20 protein-coding genes are annotated in these 17,930 nt (G+C 35.3%); 9 read left to right on the forward strand and 11 right to left on the reverse strand.

Annotated elements, in window-relative coordinates:
* The first annotated feature begins 56 nt into the window (after nt 1-56).
* The 4 genes from LNP19_RS15220 (at nt 57) to nudK (ending at nt 4,881) form a co-directional block, all read left to right on the forward strand.
* Nucleotides 57-2,276 (forward strand): RelA/SpoT family protein, encoded by a 2,220-nt coding sequence (locus LNP19_RS15220; RefSeq protein ID WP_230062744.1) that lies wholly within the window; start codon nt 57-59, stop codon nt 2,274-2,276.
* 103 nt (nt 2,277-2,379) lie between these two features.
* Complete coding sequence (locus LNP19_RS15225; protein WP_072938880.1) at nt 2,380-2,853, forward strand: Fur family transcriptional regulator; 474 nt, start codon at nt 2,380-2,382, stop codon at nt 2,851-2,853.
* A 74-nt stretch (nt 2,854-2,927) separates the two neighbouring features.
* Nucleotides 2,928-4,199: an adenylosuccinate synthase gene (locus tag LNP19_RS15230; protein ID WP_230062745.1), complete on the forward strand. Its 1,272-nt coding sequence runs from the start codon at nt 2,928-2,930 to the stop codon at nt 4,197-4,199.
* 100 nt (nt 4,200-4,299) lie between these two features.
* Nucleotides 4,300-4,881, forward strand: a complete 582-nt coding sequence (gene nudK, locus LNP19_RS15235) for a GDP-mannose pyrophosphatase NudK (protein ID WP_230062746.1) — start codon at nt 4,300-4,302, stop codon at nt 4,879-4,881.
* 84 nt (nt 4,882-4,965) lie between these two features.
* Here nudK and LNP19_RS15240 read toward each other — a convergent pair whose 3' ends face one another.
* Both LNP19_RS15240 and LNP19_RS15245 read right to left on the reverse strand, forming a co-directional pair.
* Nucleotides 4,966-5,604, reverse strand: a complete 639-nt coding sequence (locus tag LNP19_RS15240; protein WP_230062747.1) for a peroxiredoxin — start codon at nt 5,602-5,604, stop codon at nt 4,966-4,968.
* 122 nt (nt 5,605-5,726) lie between these two features.
* The gene (locus LNP19_RS15245; protein ID WP_230062748.1) at nt 5,727-6,638 is read right to left on the reverse strand and encodes an AEC family transporter; all 912 of its coding nucleotides are present in this window, start codon (nt 6,636-6,638) and stop codon (nt 5,727-5,729) included.
* Between the two features lie 184 nt (nt 6,639-6,822).
* Here LNP19_RS15245 and meaB point away from each other — a divergent pair, with 184 nt between their 5' ends.
* Entirely contained in the window at nt 6,823-7,908 is a 1,086-nt protein-coding gene (gene meaB / locus LNP19_RS15250; protein WP_230062749.1) for a methylmalonyl Co-A mutase-associated GTPase MeaB, read from the forward strand.
* A gap of 4 nt (nt 7,909-7,912) precedes the next feature.
* Here the strand turns inward: meaB and LNP19_RS15255 are convergent, their stop codons facing one another.
* Nucleotides 7,913-8,143 carry a hypothetical protein gene (locus tag LNP19_RS15255; protein ID WP_230062750.1) on the reverse strand — a complete coding sequence of 77 codons (231 nt, stop codon included), beginning with the start codon at nt 8,141-8,143 and terminating at the stop codon, nt 7,913-7,915.
* A gap of 7 nt (nt 8,144-8,150) precedes the next feature.
* Entirely contained in the window at nt 8,151-9,545 is a 1,395-nt protein-coding gene (locus tag LNP19_RS15260) for an MATE family efflux transporter (protein WP_230064248.1), read from the reverse strand.
* A 206-nt stretch (nt 9,546-9,751) separates the two neighbouring features.
* Here LNP19_RS15260 and LNP19_RS15265 point away from each other — a divergent pair, with 206 nt between their 5' ends.
* Nucleotides 9,752-10,288, forward strand: a complete 537-nt coding sequence (locus LNP19_RS15265) for a hypothetical protein (protein WP_230062751.1) — start codon at nt 9,752-9,754, stop codon at nt 10,286-10,288.
* Nucleotides 10,289-10,337: 49 nt separating this feature from the next.
* On the opposite strand, the gene LNP19_RS15270 is transcribed toward LNP19_RS15265, so the two are convergent.
* Nucleotides 10,338-11,216 (reverse strand): PPK2 family polyphosphate kinase, encoded by an 879-nt coding sequence (locus LNP19_RS15270; protein ID WP_230062752.1) that lies wholly within the window; start codon nt 11,214-11,216, stop codon nt 10,338-10,340.
* 194 nt (nt 11,217-11,410) lie between these two features.
* Here LNP19_RS15270 and LNP19_RS15275 point away from each other — a divergent pair, with 194 nt between their 5' ends.
* Nucleotides 11,411-12,247 (forward strand): DUF6929 family protein, encoded by an 837-nt coding sequence (locus LNP19_RS15275; protein ID WP_230062753.1) that lies wholly within the window; start codon nt 11,411-11,413, stop codon nt 12,245-12,247.
* Between the two features lie 139 nt (nt 12,248-12,386).
* Nucleotides 12,387-13,103, forward strand: coding sequence for a 3-ketoacyl-ACP reductase (locus LNP19_RS15280; protein ID WP_230062754.1), 717 nt, complete (start codon nt 12,387-12,389; stop codon nt 13,101-13,103).
* 185 nt (nt 13,104-13,288) lie between these two features.
* Here LNP19_RS15280 and mtaB read toward each other — a convergent pair whose 3' ends face one another.
* Entirely contained in the window at nt 13,289-14,617 is a 1,329-nt protein-coding gene (gene mtaB / locus LNP19_RS15285) for a tRNA (N(6)-L-threonylcarbamoyladenosine(37)-C(2))-methylthiotransferase MtaB (RefSeq protein ID WP_230062755.1), read from the reverse strand.
* A gap of 122 nt (nt 14,618-14,739) precedes the next feature.
* Between mtaB and LNP19_RS15290 the strand changes: the two genes are divergently transcribed.
* Complete coding sequence (locus LNP19_RS15290) at nt 14,740-14,991, forward strand: hypothetical protein (protein ID WP_230062756.1); 252 nt, start codon at nt 14,740-14,742, stop codon at nt 14,989-14,991.
* Nucleotides 14,992-15,495: 504 nt separating this feature from the next.
* Here LNP19_RS15290 and LNP19_RS15295 read toward each other — a convergent pair.
* From LNP19_RS15295 to LNP19_RS15315, 5 genes are all read right to left on the reverse strand, one after another.
* Nucleotides 15,496-16,293, reverse strand: a complete 798-nt coding sequence (locus LNP19_RS15295; protein WP_230062757.1) for a Cof-type HAD-IIB family hydrolase — start codon at nt 16,291-16,293, stop codon at nt 15,496-15,498.
* 84 nt (nt 16,294-16,377) lie between these two features.
* Nucleotides 16,378-16,596 carry a putative signal transducing protein gene (locus LNP19_RS15300; RefSeq protein WP_230062758.1) on the reverse strand — a complete coding sequence of 73 codons (219 nt, stop codon included), beginning with the start codon at nt 16,594-16,596 and terminating at the stop codon, nt 16,378-16,380.
* Nucleotides 16,597-16,624: 28 nt separating this feature from the next.
* On the reverse strand, nt 16,625-16,924 hold the full coding sequence (locus LNP19_RS15305; protein WP_230062759.1) for a type II toxin-antitoxin system RelE/ParE family toxin: 300 nt from the start codon (nt 16,922-16,924) through the stop codon (nt 16,625-16,627).
* A 1-nt stretch (nt 16,925) separates the two neighbouring features.
* A complete protein-coding gene (locus LNP19_RS15310; protein WP_230062760.1) occupies nt 16,926-17,171 on the reverse strand; it encodes a hypothetical protein in 246 nt (81 codons plus the stop codon).
* Nucleotides 17,172-17,258: 87 nt separating this feature from the next.
* Nucleotides 17,259-17,906, reverse strand: a complete 648-nt coding sequence (locus tag LNP19_RS15315) for a DEAD/DEAH box helicase (protein WP_230062761.1) — start codon at nt 17,904-17,906, stop codon at nt 17,259-17,261.
* Between the last annotated feature and the right edge of the window lie 24 nt (nt 17,907-17,930).

A 17,930-nucleotide genomic window follows, 5' to 3' on the forward strand; every position in this document is an offset into this window, starting at 1 on the left:
TACTCCTTGCATATATGATAACTAATCGCTATTTTTAGAAAATGAACCCTGAAGTTATGACAGAAATAGATATCGAAAAAGAAAACAAAGCAATCGCTCAGGAATATAAAGAATTACTGCGAATCAGTTACCAAACCTTGTCTACCGAAGACAAAAAACTCATTCGAAAAGCCTTTGACGTTGCCGTAGAAGCCCATAAAGAACAACGAAGAAAATCAGGCGAAGCCTATATATTTCACCCAATTGCCGTGGCAAAAATTGTTGCTTCAGAAATTGGTCTTGGAGCCACTTCTATAGCCGCCGCCTTATTGCATGACGTAGTCGAAGACACGCCTACAACAGTTAAAGACATCGAACGTTTATTTAATCCTAAAGTAGCACAGCTCGTTGAGGGATTAACCAAAATTTCTTTGGTTCAAAAAGACATGAATGTGTCTATGCAAGCCGAGAATTTTAGAAAAATGCTATTGACTCTTAATGATGATGTGCGCGTAATTCTGATAAAAATAGCTGACAGACTGCATAACATGCAGACAATGGATTCGATGGAAAATGCCAAACAAATCAAGATTGCCTCAGAAACATTATACATTTATGCTCCACTGGCACATCGTTTGGGTTTATACAGAATAAAAAATAAACTGGAAGACTTAGGTTTAAAGTATACTGAACCCGAAGTTTACAATAGCATTGTAAGCAAAATAAAAGAAACCAAAGAGCAACAAGATGCTTACATCAAAGATATTTCTGACGTCATAAAAACCTCTTTGGATGAGGAAGACATTGATTATATCATAAAAGGAAGGCCAAAATCGATCTATTCGATTCGAAGAAAAATGAAAGCTCAAAACGTAAGTTTTGATGAAGTATATGATAAATTTGCCCTTCGCATCGTATACAAATCCAATCCACATGACGAAAAGTTTTTGGCCTGGAAAATTTACTCCATCGTTACTGACCATTACAGACCCAGCCCAAGTCGGTTACGCGATTGGATTTCATCCCCTAAATCTACCGGTTACGAAGCCTTACACATCACTGTAATGGGACCAAAAGGACGCTGGGTAGAAGTTCAGGTGCGAAGTGAACGAATGAATGAAATTGCCGAAAAAGGATATGCAGCACATTACAAATATAAAAATGGCGGATCAGAGGAAGTTGGTCTAGACCGTTGGCTAAATTTACTCAAAGAAGCCCTTGAAAATTCAGAAACCAGTGCAGTTGATTTTGTAGAAGATTTCAAAATGAATTTGTATTCAAAAGAAATCTATATTTTCACTCCAAAAGGAGATATTAAATCCTTACCAAAAGGGGCTACTTCTCTTGATTTTGCTTTTAGTATTCACTCCGAAATAGGAATCAAAACCAGAGGAACAAGGGTAAACGGAAAATTAGTGCCTTTGAATTATGAGCTAAAAAGCGGAGATCAGGTAGAAATTATCACTTCCCAAAATCAAAAACCAACGATAAACTGGCTTGATTATGTAACTACTTCCAGAGCGAAAAACAAAATCAGAAATGTTCTAAACGAAAACACCAAAAAAATTGCAGAAGACGGAAAAGAACTGCTAACGCGTAAATTAAAACACCTTAAAGTTAACTTAAACGAATCGGTTGTCAATGAATTAGTTAACTTTTTCAAATTAAAAACCAGCTTGGACTTATTTTACAGAGTTGGTATAGGCTCTATAGATAACCAGCAACTCAAAGATTTTGCTGCCCAAAAAAGCAATACTTTAATCAATTTCTTTAAAAGCAAAATTAAACGCTCAGGCCAAACTGCTGATACAGACATCCACAAGCAAGTATTAAATAGTAACTATGATATGCTTGTTTTTGGCAAAGAACAGGATAAACTGGATTATAAATTATCAACTTGCTGTAATCCAATTCCCGGAGATCTTGTTTTTGGATTTGTTACCATCAACGAAGGAATTAAAGTACATAAAAAAGACTGTCCTAATGCCATTGCCATGCAGTCCAATTATGCTTATCGAATCATGCAAGCCAAATGGATTGATTCGACCCAACAGGAATTCAAAGCAATTCTTACGATCACTGGAATGGACTCCTTGGGACTTACTAACGAGTTGACCAAGGTGATTTCGAACAACATGCATGTAAATATCCAAAGCTTAACCTTGAGCGGTGAAGCTGGGCTTTTTAAAGGTCAGGTGACGGTCGTGGTTCAAAACAGCACCATTTTGAAAAAACTAATCGACAATATCAAAAAAGTGGACGGAATAGATAAAGTGACCCGAATTTATAAAACCTAATCCCTAAACTTTAATCCAATTATTGTTTCAAAACTCACAAAATTATCCTCTTATAAGTATTAAACTTGAGAACTATTAAAATAAAAAATTATCTTTGCCCAATATGACACTAATTTCCACAGATAACGACAAAAACCAAGAAATTGTAAAAAATGTTTTTACAATGTATCTTGAACAAAAAGGACATCGAAAAACGCCTGAACGTTACTCTATACTTCAAGAAATTTACGAAAGCGAGGAACATTTTGATATAGAAAATCTTTATATCAAAATGAAAAATAAGAACTACCGTGTCAGTAGAGCCACCTTATACAATACAATAGAATTATTGTTAGACTGTAATTTAGTGCGCAAGCATCAGTTTGGGCAAAATCAAGCTCATTATGAAAAATCGTATTTTGACAAGCAACACGATCATATTATAATGACGGATACCGGTGAAGTAATTGAGTTTTGTGATCCTAGAATTCAAACGATTAAGAAAACCATTGAAGAAATATTTGACATTGAAATTACTAATCACTCTTTATATTTATATGGAGTAAGGAAAACTCCAAAATCAGATACCACAATTTAGAACATACAATTTTAAAACACGAACCGCTTGAGAGCAGTTCATTCGATAAAAATTAATAACAAATAATAAACAGAATGACCGTAGATTTATTACTAGGATTACAATGGGGAGACGAAGGGAAAGGTAAAATCGTTGATGTACTTACTTCAAAATATGATATTATTGCTCGTTTTCAAGGAGGCCCTAATGCGGGACACACTTTAGAATTTGACGGAATAAAACATGTACTTAGAACAATTCCTTCTGGAATTTTTCATGCCAATAACGTAAACATCATCGGTAATGGTGTGGTAATTGACCCGGTTGTTTTTAAAGGTGAAATTGACGGATTGGCTAAATTTAATTTGGACTTAAAATCGAAACTAATCATTTCAAGAAAAGCCCATTTAATCTTACCGACACACCGCTTGCTTGACGCTGCTTCTGAAGCTTCAAAAGGAAAAGCAAAAATTGGTTCTACTCTTAAAGGAATTGGACCAACGTATATGGACAAAACAGGAAGAAATGGTCTTCGTGTTGGAGATATCGAACTGGAAGATTTCAAAGAGCGTTACAGAGCTTTGGCTGACAAGCACGAAGCCATGATTGCCTTTTATGATGTTGACATTCAATACAACTTAGAAGAGTTAGAAAAAGAATTTTTTGAATCAATCGAAGATCTAAAAAAATTAGATTTCATTGATAGCGAAGAGTATTTACACCAAGCTCAAAAAGCGGGTAAATCAATCCTATGTGAAGGTGCCCAAGGGTCTTTACTTGATGTTGATTTTGGAACATATCCATTTGTAACTTCTTCTAATACAACTGCCGCTGGTGCTTGTACTGGTTTAGGAATTGCTCCAAATAAAATCAAAGAAGTTTACGGTATTTTTAAAGCTTATGTTACCCGTGTTGGAAGCGGACCGTTCCCTACGGAACTTTTTGACGAAGACGGAACTACAATGGCACGCGTTGGAAATGAATTTGGATCAGTTACTGGAAGACAAAGACGTTGTGGATGGTTAGACTTAGTTGCTTTAAAATATGCTGTTCAAATCAATGGTGTTACGCAACTGATGATGATGAAAGGTGATGTTCTTTCAGGTTTTGATACTTTAAAAGTTTGTACGGATTACAACTACAAAGGAGAAAAAATAGCACATTTCCCATACAATATCGAACCGGAAAATGTTACTCCAGTTTACCAAGAATTCAAAGGTTGGAAACAAGATTTGACAGGTATGACTACTTATGACGAATTGCCTATCGAACTAAAAGAATATATCGAGTTCATTGAAAAAGAAGTGGAAGTTCCTATCAAGATTGTTTCTGTAGGACCAGACAGAAAACAAACAATCCTTAAATAAGATTCACTAACGCTCTGAGATTTCAGAGCGTTTTTTATTACATCAATTTCCACGAATTAATTTATGTCATTTGTGGTTAAAAAACAATAAACTCAAACGCATGAACGACCCAAAAATAGAAATCAAAAAAACCGAATTACTTTCTGATAATTGGTACATTTTGAACAAAGTAACTTTTGACTACCAAAAAAAAGACAATACTTGGATAACCCAAAAAAGAGAAGTCTACGATCGCGGCAATGGCGCTGCCATTCTGCTTTACAACTCACAAAAAAAGACCGTAATCCTAACCAAGCAATTTAGACTACCTACTTATCTTAACGGAAATGAATCGGGCATGATGATCGAAGTTTGTGCTGGGCTATTAGACGAAGATAATCCTGAAGAATGTATTATCAGAGAAACCGAAGAAGAAACCGGTTACCGCATCGCTAACATTCAGAAAGTGATGGAAACCTATATGTCTCCTGGCGCCGTAACCGAAATTTTATATTTATTCGTTGGTGAATATGACCAATCAATGAAAGTTAGCGAAGGTGGTGGTGTAGAACACGAAGAGGAGAATATTGAAGTTATGGAAATGTCCTATGATGAAGCTTACGCTATGATTGAGTCGGGGCAAATAAAAGATGCTAAAACTATCCTACTGTTGCAATATGCCAAAATTAAAGGACTTATTTAGAAAATGAATTTCCATTTTATAAAAAAAGGATAATAAAGCAAAACGCTTCATTATCCTTTTTTATTTTTTAAAAAACAATCTCTTTTACTTATTGGGTTGAGGAGTCATACGCAAATAAGGTTTTATTTGTTGGTATCCCTTTGGAAATTTTAGCGGAATTTCACTGTCCGGCACCGAGGTAGAAATCACTACGTCTTCTCCGTCTTTCCAGTTGGCTGGTGTAGCAACACTATATTCTGATGTCAATTGTAAGCTGTCAATAACACGCAGAATTTCGTCAAAATTCCTTCCTGTTGACGCAGGATAAGTAAGCATTAATTTTATCTTTTTATCTGGAGCAATGATAAAAACAGATCGCACTGTAAAATGATCATTGGCATTAGGATGGATCATATCGTACAAAGTTGCCACTCGCCTATCTTCATCGGCGATAATAGGAAAATTAACCGTAGTATGCTGGGTTTTGTTTATGTCTTTTATCCATTCTAAGTGCGAAGCTAATCCATCTACGCTCAATGCAATAACTTTAGTTTCTCTCTTTTCAAACTCTTTAGAATAATTGGCTACGGTACCTAATTCGGTTGTACAAACAGGTGTAAAATCAGCCGGATGAGAAAATAATACTCCCCAAGAATCGCCTAACCATTCATGAAAATGAATTTTGCCCAGAGTTGTTTCTGCTTCAAAGTCTGGAGCTATATCTCCTAATCGTAATGTTGCCATGATAAATACCGTTTTTAAGTTACTCTAAAATTACTAAAAAAAATCTAGAGTACAAGCAAGAGTCCTTGCAAATAAAAATCTAAAAAACTAATAAACAACTACTTGAATAACTCCCCATAAAATCAAAGATAGGTTACGATAAGATACCAAAAAGCCAAGGTGATAAAAGAAAGTGGAATCCCAAAACCAATCATCATACTACTCAATCGCGGTTTTAAACCATAGGAAGAGGCTAAAATACTAGCTGTTATCATAGGCGCCATAGCCGCTTCCATAATAGCAACATGAATCATTTTGGAATTTTGGCCCAAAAGCACCACATATAAAAAATAAAATAAGGCGGGTGTCAGCAGTAGTTTAAACAAAAGGCCCAATCCTAAAAATTTCAGATGCTTGCTTTTCCGGTCAAATTGCAATTGTAAACCAACGGAAAGCATCGCCAGTGGTGTCATCACGCTACCTACTTTTTGCAAAAGCAACTGGAACAACTGATGGAAATCGAAACCAGAAAAATTCATTACACAAGCAATCAAAAAAGCAATAAATGGAGGAAAAAAAAGGATTTTTTTGGCAATAAAAATTCCGCTAGGACTACCGGAAGAATAAAGTGTTGCTACCAAAATCCCAAAAGTTGACAACACTACAAAAGTACCGGGTTGATCTACTAAAATTGCCATCTTCAAACCTTCATCTCCATACAAGGCCTGAATGATAGGAAAACCTAAAAAGGATGTGTTCCCAAAACCTGCCGTTATAATCAAACAACCTGTTAACTTCCTCGACCAACCGAACCTATTTCCCATAAACTTGAAAAACAAATAGGAAAAAAGAAAACCAATCCAAGCCACACCAATAGGATATAACAGCTGATTATTCCAATGAATCTTTGGTATATAATACAAAGCCAAAGCAGGAAGGCAAACAAAAATTACAATCTTATTTAATAATTTATAGGTATTGGTAGGAAAGCATTTTACACGTTGTAAAACAAGCCCTAGAAATAAGAAAAAAAAGATTAATATAAAGTTATACATGTCCCCACAAATATATTTACTAATTTGAAAATATCATAGAGTACAAACAAAAACCTCACAGTAGAACTATAGAATTCATTTCTTAATTTTTTAAGTAAGGATTAACTAAATTATCCGCATAAAAAACAAAAAAAAATAAATAATTCATGTTTAAGTACTAATTTTACTAAAATGACTTTAAGTTTTGGAAAACGATAAAAACAAACATTCTGCTTTAAACGAAAAAGCCGGTATTACCGCCCCAGAAATCATCAGCCCTGTGGTTGTAAAGAACATTCAAAAGTTCAGAAACAAGCAACCCTCTTCAAAAGAACTGATTGACGGAATTTTGTCTGGCAATATAACCGCTTTAAGCCGTGCGATTACTTTGGTCGAAAGCACCAATCCGGAGCATTTGACCAAAGCCAATGAAGTCATTAATGCCTGTCTCTATCATGCTAATAAATCTGTCCGCATAGGAATCACGGGAGTTCCCGGCGTAGGGAAAAGCACTTTTATAGAAGCTTTCGGGAAACATTTGACCGGCTTAGGAAAAAAAGTGGCGGTTCTGGCGGTCGATCCCAGCAGTACGATATCTCACGGAAGCATTCTGGGCGATAAAACCCGAATGGAAGAATTGGTCAAAGACCCCAACGCTTACATAAGACCCTCGGCTTCTGGCGAAACCCTAGGCGGTGTGGCACGGAAAACGCGTGAAACCATAACGCTTTGTGAGGCCTGCGGTTTTGACACTATTATTATAGAAACTGTAGGTGTAGGACAGAGCGAAACTGCGGTTCACAGCATGGTCGATTTCTTTTTACTGCTAAAAATCGCTGGAGCTGGTGATGAATTGCAAGGTATAAAACGTGGAATTATGGAAATGGCGGATGCGATTGTCATCAACAAGGCCGATGGCGATAACATCAAAAAAACTAAACTGGCAAAAACAGAATTTAACAGAGCATTGAATCTTTTTCCGGCAAAAAAATCAGGATGGATTCCCACAACAACAACCTGTAGTGCCATTACCCATGAGGGAATTCCAGAAATTTGGAAAACCATTGATAAATATATCAAACAGACAAAAGAGAATACTTATTTTGACACAAAACGTGCTGAACAAAATGAATATTGGATGCTTGAAACCATCAATGAGCAATTAAAATTGAACTTCTTTAATAATCCTGAAATTCAAAAGCTATTAGATTCTACTAAAAAAGCGGTGCAAAATGATGAAACATCACCTTTTGCAGCCGCCCAAATTTTATTAGAAAAGTATTTCAAATAAATTATTATTCTTTCTCGTAACGTTCCATTTCTCGGTCGTAGAAAGTGTTTGCTTGCTCAATCAAACCTTCCATTTCCGCATTCAATTCAGCCTCATCCAGATCTTCCGCTTCTTCCATGAATTCCACCTCATCGTCTTTTAAATTGATGATAAATCTTGGATAATCTAAGTGTATGATAAAAATATCATCGGGAAAATCAGTGTTGTCCCCCAGTAAAAATTTTGGTAATTCCATGTTATATTTATTTATTAATGCTGTTGTTTTCGTTACTCAAAATCAGATTTCTTGTCAATCGCGCAAAGCGAATATACAAAAATAAAGCGGCTGCAGTCAATCCGGCCAAAAGCCCAATCCAGATTCCCACCGCCTTCAAATCAGTGTACAATCCCAAGTAAATAGAAATTGGAAAACCAATCACCCAATAGGCTACAAAGGTAATGTACATAGGTATTTTTACATCTTGCAAGCCTCTCAAAGCACCCAATACAACTACTTGAATTCCGTCAGAAATTTGAAAAACTGCGGCCACAAATAACAGTTGTGAGGCTATAAAGACAACTTCCTTGGTTTCATTTATATGTACCATATCATTCATATTCACAAATAATTCTGGTAAGTATTGGTGAAAAACCACAAAAATAACAGCAAATACAATTTCAAGAAATATAGCCAATAAAAATATGGATCGCGCCACAAGCTGAAGCTTTACATAATCCATCAAACCCTTTTGGTTCCCTACCCTAATCATAACAGCCACACTCAGTCCCATGGCAAACATGAAAGTTAAGGATGCTAAACTCAACGCAATCTGATTGGCTGCCTGACTTGTTGTTCCCAAAAGCCCCGAAAGCCAAATAGCTCCCGTAAACAAAGCAACTTCAAAGAACATTTGCATAGACGAAGGCAAACCTAAGTTAATGATTTTATTGACCATTTGCTTCTTAATTTCTTTAAAACTGAAATTTTCAAAATAAGGATGAAATTTGGGTTTACTAACTAGGACGTAATGCATATAAATTAACATCACAATACGAGAAACAATCGTACCTATAGCCGCTCCCACAATTCCCATTTTAGGAAAAAACCAAATCCCATAAATCAAGAAATAATTAATGACAACATTAACCAAATTCCCTATAATGGTTGCCCACATTGAATATTTAGTTTCCGACTTCCCGTCAGCAAACTGTTTGTAGGCCTGAAAAATAATAAGAGGAACCAGCGAAAAAGCCACAATATCAAGGTAAGGCTTTGCCATTTCAACCACAATTTCCGGTTGTCCCATAAAAGCGATCAAAGGCTTAAAAAAGAATATAATCAAGAACAAAGTCATTCCTAAGATTGTACATAAAAATAGCCCATGATGAAACACACTGCGTCCTTCTTCTACATCTCCTTTTCCATCGGCTTCAGCAGCCAAAGGTGTAATCGCCGTAGAAAAACCTATACCCAATGACATGGCTATAAAAACAAAACTATTGCCCAAAGAAACTGCAGCCAATTCTGTTGGCCCTAGTTTTCCTACCATAATATTGTCGACAATACCAACAATTGTATGTCCAAGCATCCCCAAAATAATAGGATAGGCTAATCGTAAATTATAAGAAAACTCTTTTGTGTACTGGGATAAATTCACTTTTGCTTTTTTTTTGGCAAAGATAATTAGAAGCATCTGAATGTCCCTGTAATAAATCAATTAATAAATAGTAATCTTTTATGTTTTTTTACAGCCGTTTAAATATTTTGAAACAAAATCAAATAATTCTATAACATTCGTCGTTATTCTCAAACCTAAATTTGCATTAGTTATCAATTAAAAAAATGAATCTAAAATTAAAAACTATGAAACCTACACAAAAAATTAAAGTCCTATTCGTATTTGCAGTCACGACATTATTTGCAAGTCAAGCACAAGCACAAGAAACAACAACAAATTATGACCAAGGCTTCCGTTTAGGAATTGGTTTGAACGCTGGCTACGCCACTAACGAGCCTTATAAATTAGCCTTAGGAGCCGATGCCAGATTGCAATATGACCTATCAAAAAGATATTCGCTCACCCTAACCACCGGTTTTTCAAACCTATTTGTAAGTGAAGCTGACGGAAGTGATTTAGGTTTTATTCCTGCAAAAGCGGGTTTTAAAGCCTTTATATGGAACGATCAGTTTTATATAATGGGAGAAGCCGGAGCTGCCTTTGCTGTAACAAATGACTACAACCAAACCTCCTTTTTATTAGCTCCAACTATTGGATATGCCACAAAATACATTGACCTTTCGGTACATTACGAACACTATTCTGATTTTCCAAAACTAAACAATAACGGTAAAGGAGTTGGACAAATTGGAATACGTTTGGCCTATGGTTTTAAATTATAAGCTTACTTTAAAACATAAAAAATGCGCTGAAATTCAGCGCATTTTTTATTTATTCTTTTCTCAAAATCTCCTTATACAATTCAATATTTTCCTTGACTTTCTCATCCATTTCAGGCTCTCGGATGTCTGTGTGTTTTTGCATCTCTTCCCAGATAATTTTGCCCACAATATAGCGGCACATCTCCTTATCATCGGCCGGAACTACATACCAAGGCGCATATGCTGTCGAAGTTTTATTAATCGCTTCTTGGTAATAATGCATATAATCCGCCCAGCGTTCCCTTTCCTTCAAATCTCCCGTTGAGAACTTCCAATTGTGCTTTTGCTCTTCTAACCTTCTCAGCAGCCTTTCTCTTTGCTCTTCCTTACTCATGTGTAAAAAGAACTTCAACACAATGCTGCCATTTTGGGTAATATGCTTCTCAAAATTCCTGATCTGTTCCATTCGATTTTGCCAGAATTCAGGAGTAATATCTTCTACCTTTTCAATTCCAGGCAAATTCTCATTCATAATATATTCCGGATGTACCCTTGTAACCAATACATTTTCATAATGCGTTCGATTAAAAACCGCAAACTTGCCTTTTTCAGGCAAAGCCAAATAATGGCGCCATAAATAATCGTGTTCTAACTCGGTCGAATTGGGTGTTTTAAAACTATGCACCACTACCCCACGCGAATTGAACTCCTTAAAAACTTCCCGAATCAAACTGTCCTTTCCCGAAGTATCCATTCCTTGCAAACAAATCAAGACTCCGTAGCGATTATGCGCATACATCACGTCCTGCAATTCACTCAGCTTTTCTCGAACCTTGTCTAATTTATCTTCTTCCTCTTCGTCACTGCTGCCCTCAACAAGCAAAGTAGGTATTTTAGAAAGTTCAATAGGACGAACCACTTTAAAATCATCGGGATTAATTGACTTCATAGGAAATGTTTTATCTTTACTCACTCAAATATAACAAAATAATCAATTGAAATTAAACCATTTATCATCTTAAGCATTAACTAAATTAGGAGCTTTTTCCAGCTATTCGTTGCAATCTATTGTGTCCGCTGTGGCGCACACAATAGGATTTTCACTGCTATCTGGGCTAGGCATTTCCCATTCAATACTAAAATATGAAAAAAATAACATTAGAATTATTCACCACAATTATAGGCATTGGCTCCGCATCTGGGCTTTTTTACCAAGACAACAGTTTACTAATTATTGGTGACAACAGCGGATTTCTATACGAATACAATATCAATTCTCAGGATTTAAAACAACATCCGCTCATCAAAAATCCATCGGTAAATATTCCCAAAAGTGAAAAACCAGATTTTGAATCCATCACTCATTTTCAAGACACCCTATATATTTTTGGTTCGGGTTCTACCCCAAACAGGAATAGGATGGTTGAATTCGATTTAAAGGAAAAAAAGAAAACTGCCACTAATAATCTGGTCGATCTTTATGCTGTGATGCAAAGTTTCGCAAACATCAAACCCGAAGATTTTAATCTCGAAGGCGTTATTTACGATGGTGAAAACTGGTACTTTTTTAACCGTGGCAATGGTATTTCAAACAAAAACACGCTCTTTAGCCTTCGTGCCAAAAAATTAGATCAAGAATTTAGCTTGCTTTCAAATGATTATAAACTGCCAAAAATAAAAGGAGTACGCTCCAGTTTTACCGATGCTGTTTTAATAGAGAATACGATTTATTTTTTGGCCACTGCCGAAAATACCCAATCTACCTATGATGATGGAGAAGTTCTGGGAAGCCTTATTGGACGGATTGATCTTGAGACCATGAAAATTGATTTTACAAAAAAAATAAGCGACAAACATAAATTTGAAGGCATAACTGTTTTCAAAAACACAAAAGAAAAAATAGAAATCCTGCTTTGCGAAGACAACGATACGGATGCATTAAAAAGTAACATTTATAAATTAAGTTTAGATTTAAAATAAACAAAAAAAACTTCTTTTAAGATTAAGCTTATAAAGTTAAATTTAGATTAAATAGAAACCCAAAAGGAGATTTAAAATCCGAAAAGGGTATTTTTGCAAGACAATATTTGATTTTTGAAATCAACAAAAAAACGAAAACATGAACGATTTAAAAAATAAAAATGCGCTGATAACCGGTGCAGGAAAAGGAATTGGTAAAGCCGTAGCAATTGCCTTAGCCAAAGAAGGCGTAAACGTAATATTACTGGCCAGAACCCAAGAAGAGATTGATAATGTAGCTGCAAAAGCGCGTTCACTTAGAGTAAAAGCACTCGCCATAACGGCTGATGTCGCCGATATCAACTCTGTAAATTCTGCTGTTGAAAAAGCTCTAGCCGAATTTGGAACTATTGATATTTTAATCAACAATGCCGGAATTGGTGCTTTTGGTAAATTCTTGGAATTAGAACCAGTAACTTGGGAACGCATTATTCAAGTAAATTTAATGGGAACTTATTATGTAACACGTACCGTTATTCCTAACATGATCGAAAGACAAACAGGAGACATTATCAATATTTCATCGACTGCTGGATTAGCCGGAAATGCTTTAACAAGTGCTTACAGCGCTTCAAAATTTGCTGTTCTTGGCCTGACTGATTCATTAATGCAAGAAATGCGCAAACACAATATTCGCGTAACAGCGCTGACTCCAAGTACCGTTGCTACCGATATGGCCAAAGATTTAAAACTGACCGATGGCAATCCGGAGAAAGTGATGCAAGCCGAAGATATGGCCGAATTAATTATCGCTCAACTTAAATTGAATCGTCGCGTTTTCATTAAAAACAGCAGCATTTGGTCAACCAATCCTTAAAATTAGCCGAAAGTCAAAAGTCTTAAAGTCGAACTTTCTCTACTAAAAAACCATTAAGAGATTAAGAAAATTAAGCTTAAAACTTAATGAAACTTAATCTCTTAATGGTTTAAAAAATTATAGCATTTAATCTCAAAAGAGCTTAATCGCTCAATGATTTTAAAAAACTTATATGACTTATATGTTTAAACCAAAGCAGAAACAAAATCCATTCTTACGCTTCCGTCTTCATCAATTTTAGTCAGATTGATTTCGTGTAAAGTATTCACTAATTCCGGGTTCCAAGGTGTTTTTACTTTGACATAGTTTTCGGTAAAACCGTGAATATAGCCTTCTTTATTTTCACTCTCAAAAAGTACTGTTCTGTTTGTTCCTAACTGACTTTCATAAAAAGCACGACGTTTTTTAACCGATAATCCGCGTAACATTTTGCTGCGTTTTGCACGAACATTGGCAGGAACAACTCCTTCCATTTCAGCTGCTTCGGTATTATCACGCTCTGAATAGGTAAAAACATGCAAATACGAAATATCCATTTCGTTTAGGAAATGATAAGTTTCCAAAAAATGCTCATCGGTTTCACCAGGAAAACCCACAATCACATCCACGCCTATACAAGCGTACGGCATCACTTCCTTGATTTTATTGACTCTTTCGGTATATACTTCGCGCAAATAACGGCGTTTCATCAATTTCAGAATATCGTTACTTCCGGATTGCAACGGAATATGAAAATGTGGTACAAAGGTTCTGCTTTTCGATACAAATTCTATCGTTTCATTTTTCAACAAATTAGGCTCGATAGACGAAATACGCAATCTTTCGATTCCTTCCACTTTATCCAATGCCTGAACCAATTCCAGGAAAGTATGTTCGTGTTTTTTGTTTCCAAATTCACCTTTTCCGTAATCACCAATATTCACACCGGTCAAAACAATTTCCTTGATATTTTGCTTCGAAATTTCGTAGGCATTTTTCAGCACATTTTCCAATTCGTCACTTCTGGAAATTCCTCTGGCAAGCGGAATCGTACAATAAGTACATTTGTAATCACAGCCATCCTGAACTTTCAAGAAAGCGCGGGTTCTGTCACCAATAGAATAACTTCCTACATAGAAATCAGCTTCTGAAATCTCGCAAGAATGGACTTCGCCCAAATCATTTTTGGACAAGTCATTAATATAATCGGTGATTTTAAACTTTTCGGTAGCTCCCAAAACCAAATCAACACCATCAACAGCGGCTAATTCTTCCGGTTTTAATTGGGCATAACAACCCACCGCCGCAATAAAAGCCTTATCATTGAGTTTCATTGCTTTTTTTACAATCTGTTTGAACTGTTTATCAGCGTTTTCGGTTACCGAACAGGTATTGATCACATACATATCGGCCACTTCTTCAAAATCAACACGATCAAAACCTTCATCCTCAATCGAACGCGCAATCGTTGATGTTTCCGAAAAATTCAACTTACAACCCAGCGTATAAAAGGCAACTTTTTTTCTATTTTCCATAAGTAAACTCAATTTAATGAAATCGTTGTCAAAAAAATTGAGGTTGCAAATTTACATATTAATTACAACAATTAAAATGCGATTATCATTATATTTGTAAATAGATTCTAAGCTAAAAAACCATGCAATCAACTAATTTACAAAAAGATAAACTGGAGTTAATCGATAAAATCATCCACACGGAAGATCAAAGCACCTTGGATTTTTTAAAAGAGGTCTTCAGCGATGAACATTCAAAATATGAATTGACCGCTGAACAAAAGTTAATTTTAGAAGACGCAACAGCAAAATACTATTCTGGAGAAGAACCTTCTTTTACTTGGGAAGAAATAAAAAACAATGCCAGAAAAAGCTTTAATGAAAAGAAATCTTAAATTTACTTTTCGTGCTAATATGGATACCATTGTAGCTTATGAATTTTATGAATCCAGATGAAAAAATCTAGGCGAACGATTTCTTGACGAATTAGATAATTGCTACAAATCAATCGTTTTGAATTACACGACTTACAAAGTTGTCTATAAAATATACCATCAAGCAGTCGTAAAAAAATTCCCTTTTGTGGTTTTGTATAGTGTTGACGAAAAAGACATTATTATAACTGCTATCTTCAATACAAACAAAAACCAAAAGAAAAAATTAAGATAACAATTTGGGCGCTACGCAAAGTCTCTGACTTTGTGAATGCATTAATCAGTCTGTGACTGATTTAAAAAACCAATCGAAAACAAAAATCGGTTAAAAACCGTAAATCACGACCTCAAAGTCGGAGACTTTGCGGAGCGCAAACTAAAAAACCATTAAGAAATCAAGATTAAGAACAACTCTTAAATTACCTCAATACCTTAATGGTTCAAATATATAAATTGCAAAAAATCCTAATTCAATATAAATCGGCGAACGACCTCAGCCACACCATGATCATTGTTTGAAGCCACAATCACATCGGCTCTGTCTCTTAATTCTGGATTCACATTATCGACCCAAACTCCTAATCCGGCATATTCTACCATTGTCAAATCATTACCCGCGTTACCAACAGCAATAATTTCGCTTTGTTTAATATCGAGTTTTTCTGCCAGTATTTTTATGCTCGCCGCCTTATCAATGCCATTTTGGGCCACCTCAAGGAAAAAAGGTTTGGACATACTCGCACTCAAATGCGGCATAGCCGCTTTCAAATCTTTTTCGACTTCCTTTAAATAAGTTGGTTCTTCCAATAAAATGCATTTCACAGCCGAAGAAGGCACCGCTTGTTTAAAATCAGCCACTTTATTATGTTCTAAACCCGTTATGTTTTTTTCGATATCAATGAACTCGGAATCGGTTTCACTTACAATTTTCCCATCAACATAAGTAATGATATGCGTTTTACTTTCCAGACTGTAATCATACAATTCATGTATTTGTTGTTGGGTCAAAGTTTGTTCAAATATCACTTTATCCTCTTTCAAATCCGTAATCACCGCTCCATTATAAGAAATCATATAGGAATTATCCAATTGCAATTCCTTTGCAAAAGGAAGCATCGCAGGGGTTGGCCTTCCGGATGCCAAAATAACATAAACCCCCAATTCCTGCGCTTTAAAAAGCATCTCTTTATTTTCGTCCGAAATTTTATGGTCGTCCGTCAACAGGGTATCATCCATGTCTAAAACCAACATTTTATATTTCATTTTCTTTCGTTTAAACCTTTTAAAAAGAAAAACCCTGACGACAAAATCGCATCAAGGTTTTTATACTTTTCAATAAATAGGCTATTAAATACTCAATCTAAATTCTTCAATAACCGGATTCACTTTTGCAAATTCCGTTTCCTGAACAAACAATTCTACCGCTGATCCCGAAGTTCCAAAACCAGCCAATCTAGCCGATTGAATATTGTCTTTCATTACGACATCAATACCGGCTACTTCGATTCTTTCTTTCAAGGCCATGGCTAAAATTTCACTTCCTGAAAACACTTTCATTAATCCCATGCTACTATTTTATATCTAAAATTATTTTTTACTTGTTTAATTTACTTGGATTTTGACTTGTGTCAAAAATTTGAAGGATCCTAATTTCAATTTCACTATGAACTTTATAAATAATCTTAAAGTCTCTAACAATCATTCTTCTATATGGCTCTCCTAAAATCTCATCAACTTGATACTGCTCCGCATAATGAATATTTTTGCTTTCCTTTACAATATCATGAATAACGTTTCTCGCTCCTTGAAGTGATTTTATTTTAATGAAATCAAAAATTAATCTTAAATCTTCTTTAGCTTGGTCATCCCAAAGTATCTTTATTGGCCTTTGCATATTACCAATTCTCAATTTCTTTTTCCAAATCTTCAAGCGTGGTAAATTTCCCTGATGAGATTCGTTCATCGGCTTCATTCACCAAATTGATATACTCCTCTTTTGAGACAGGATACCCTTTAGCGTCATAAACCAATACTTCTTTATCTAATATATGCTTAAAAGCCAATACTTTTTTAAGCTTAGATTCGTCTTCTATATGAAGCAACCAATCCAATAATTCCAGTTTTTTAGCAGAAATATCCATCGTATTTGTTTTGTATCAAAAGTACTAAATTATCTTTATACCCTATAAAATCAAAAACGATAAGAAGTACGTTGAATTGAAAATTGTTTACTCTACACTGTTGTCTTCTTCCTCTTCTTCTTCGTCATCAATTTCAAAAAGGAAAGGCTCTTCCATCATTTTATCTGCAAGGCTTTCAATTCTTTCAGACAGCTGTTCTGTGAAAATAATGCGTTGTGTTCTAGCAATACTGTTCGAAATACGCATAATTTTAGTCTCATGACGCAATTTCAAAATTGGATCTGCATCATCAATGATAAACATTTTCAATCGGTTGACATTGTAACCTGCCGTACTAAACATATCGCTCAACTTATTGGGTGTTCCTATCAACACGTCAATTCCGGTAGAAATATAGTTTTTATCATAGTCCATATCTCCTTTATCATGAACACCATAGATTTCCAGATTGCTATATTTTCCAAACTTTTCAAAAAGCTCAACCATTTCCAGTACTTTGGTTTTGTCTTCAACAATAATCAAAGCTCTTGGAGATTCTTCGGTTTCACCAACCAATTTTTGAATGACATTAAGGACAATAGTAGTGGTTTTTCCGCTTCCTTTTGGTGCAACAATAATGCAATCGGCGCCACTTTTTATAGTCGAAAAAGTTTCCTGCTGCATCGCATTGGCTTCGGTTAAACCGTTGTCAATTAAATTTTGCTTTAGGTCTTCGTTTATTTTTTTTAATTTCATAATTTAATTTTAAATTTTGAATTT

Source organism: Flavobacterium acetivorans, from assembly GCF_020911885.1.
In the GTDB taxonomy this organism is placed as follows: Bacteria; Bacteroidota; Bacteroidia; order Flavobacteriales; family Flavobacteriaceae; genus Flavobacterium; species Flavobacterium acetivorans.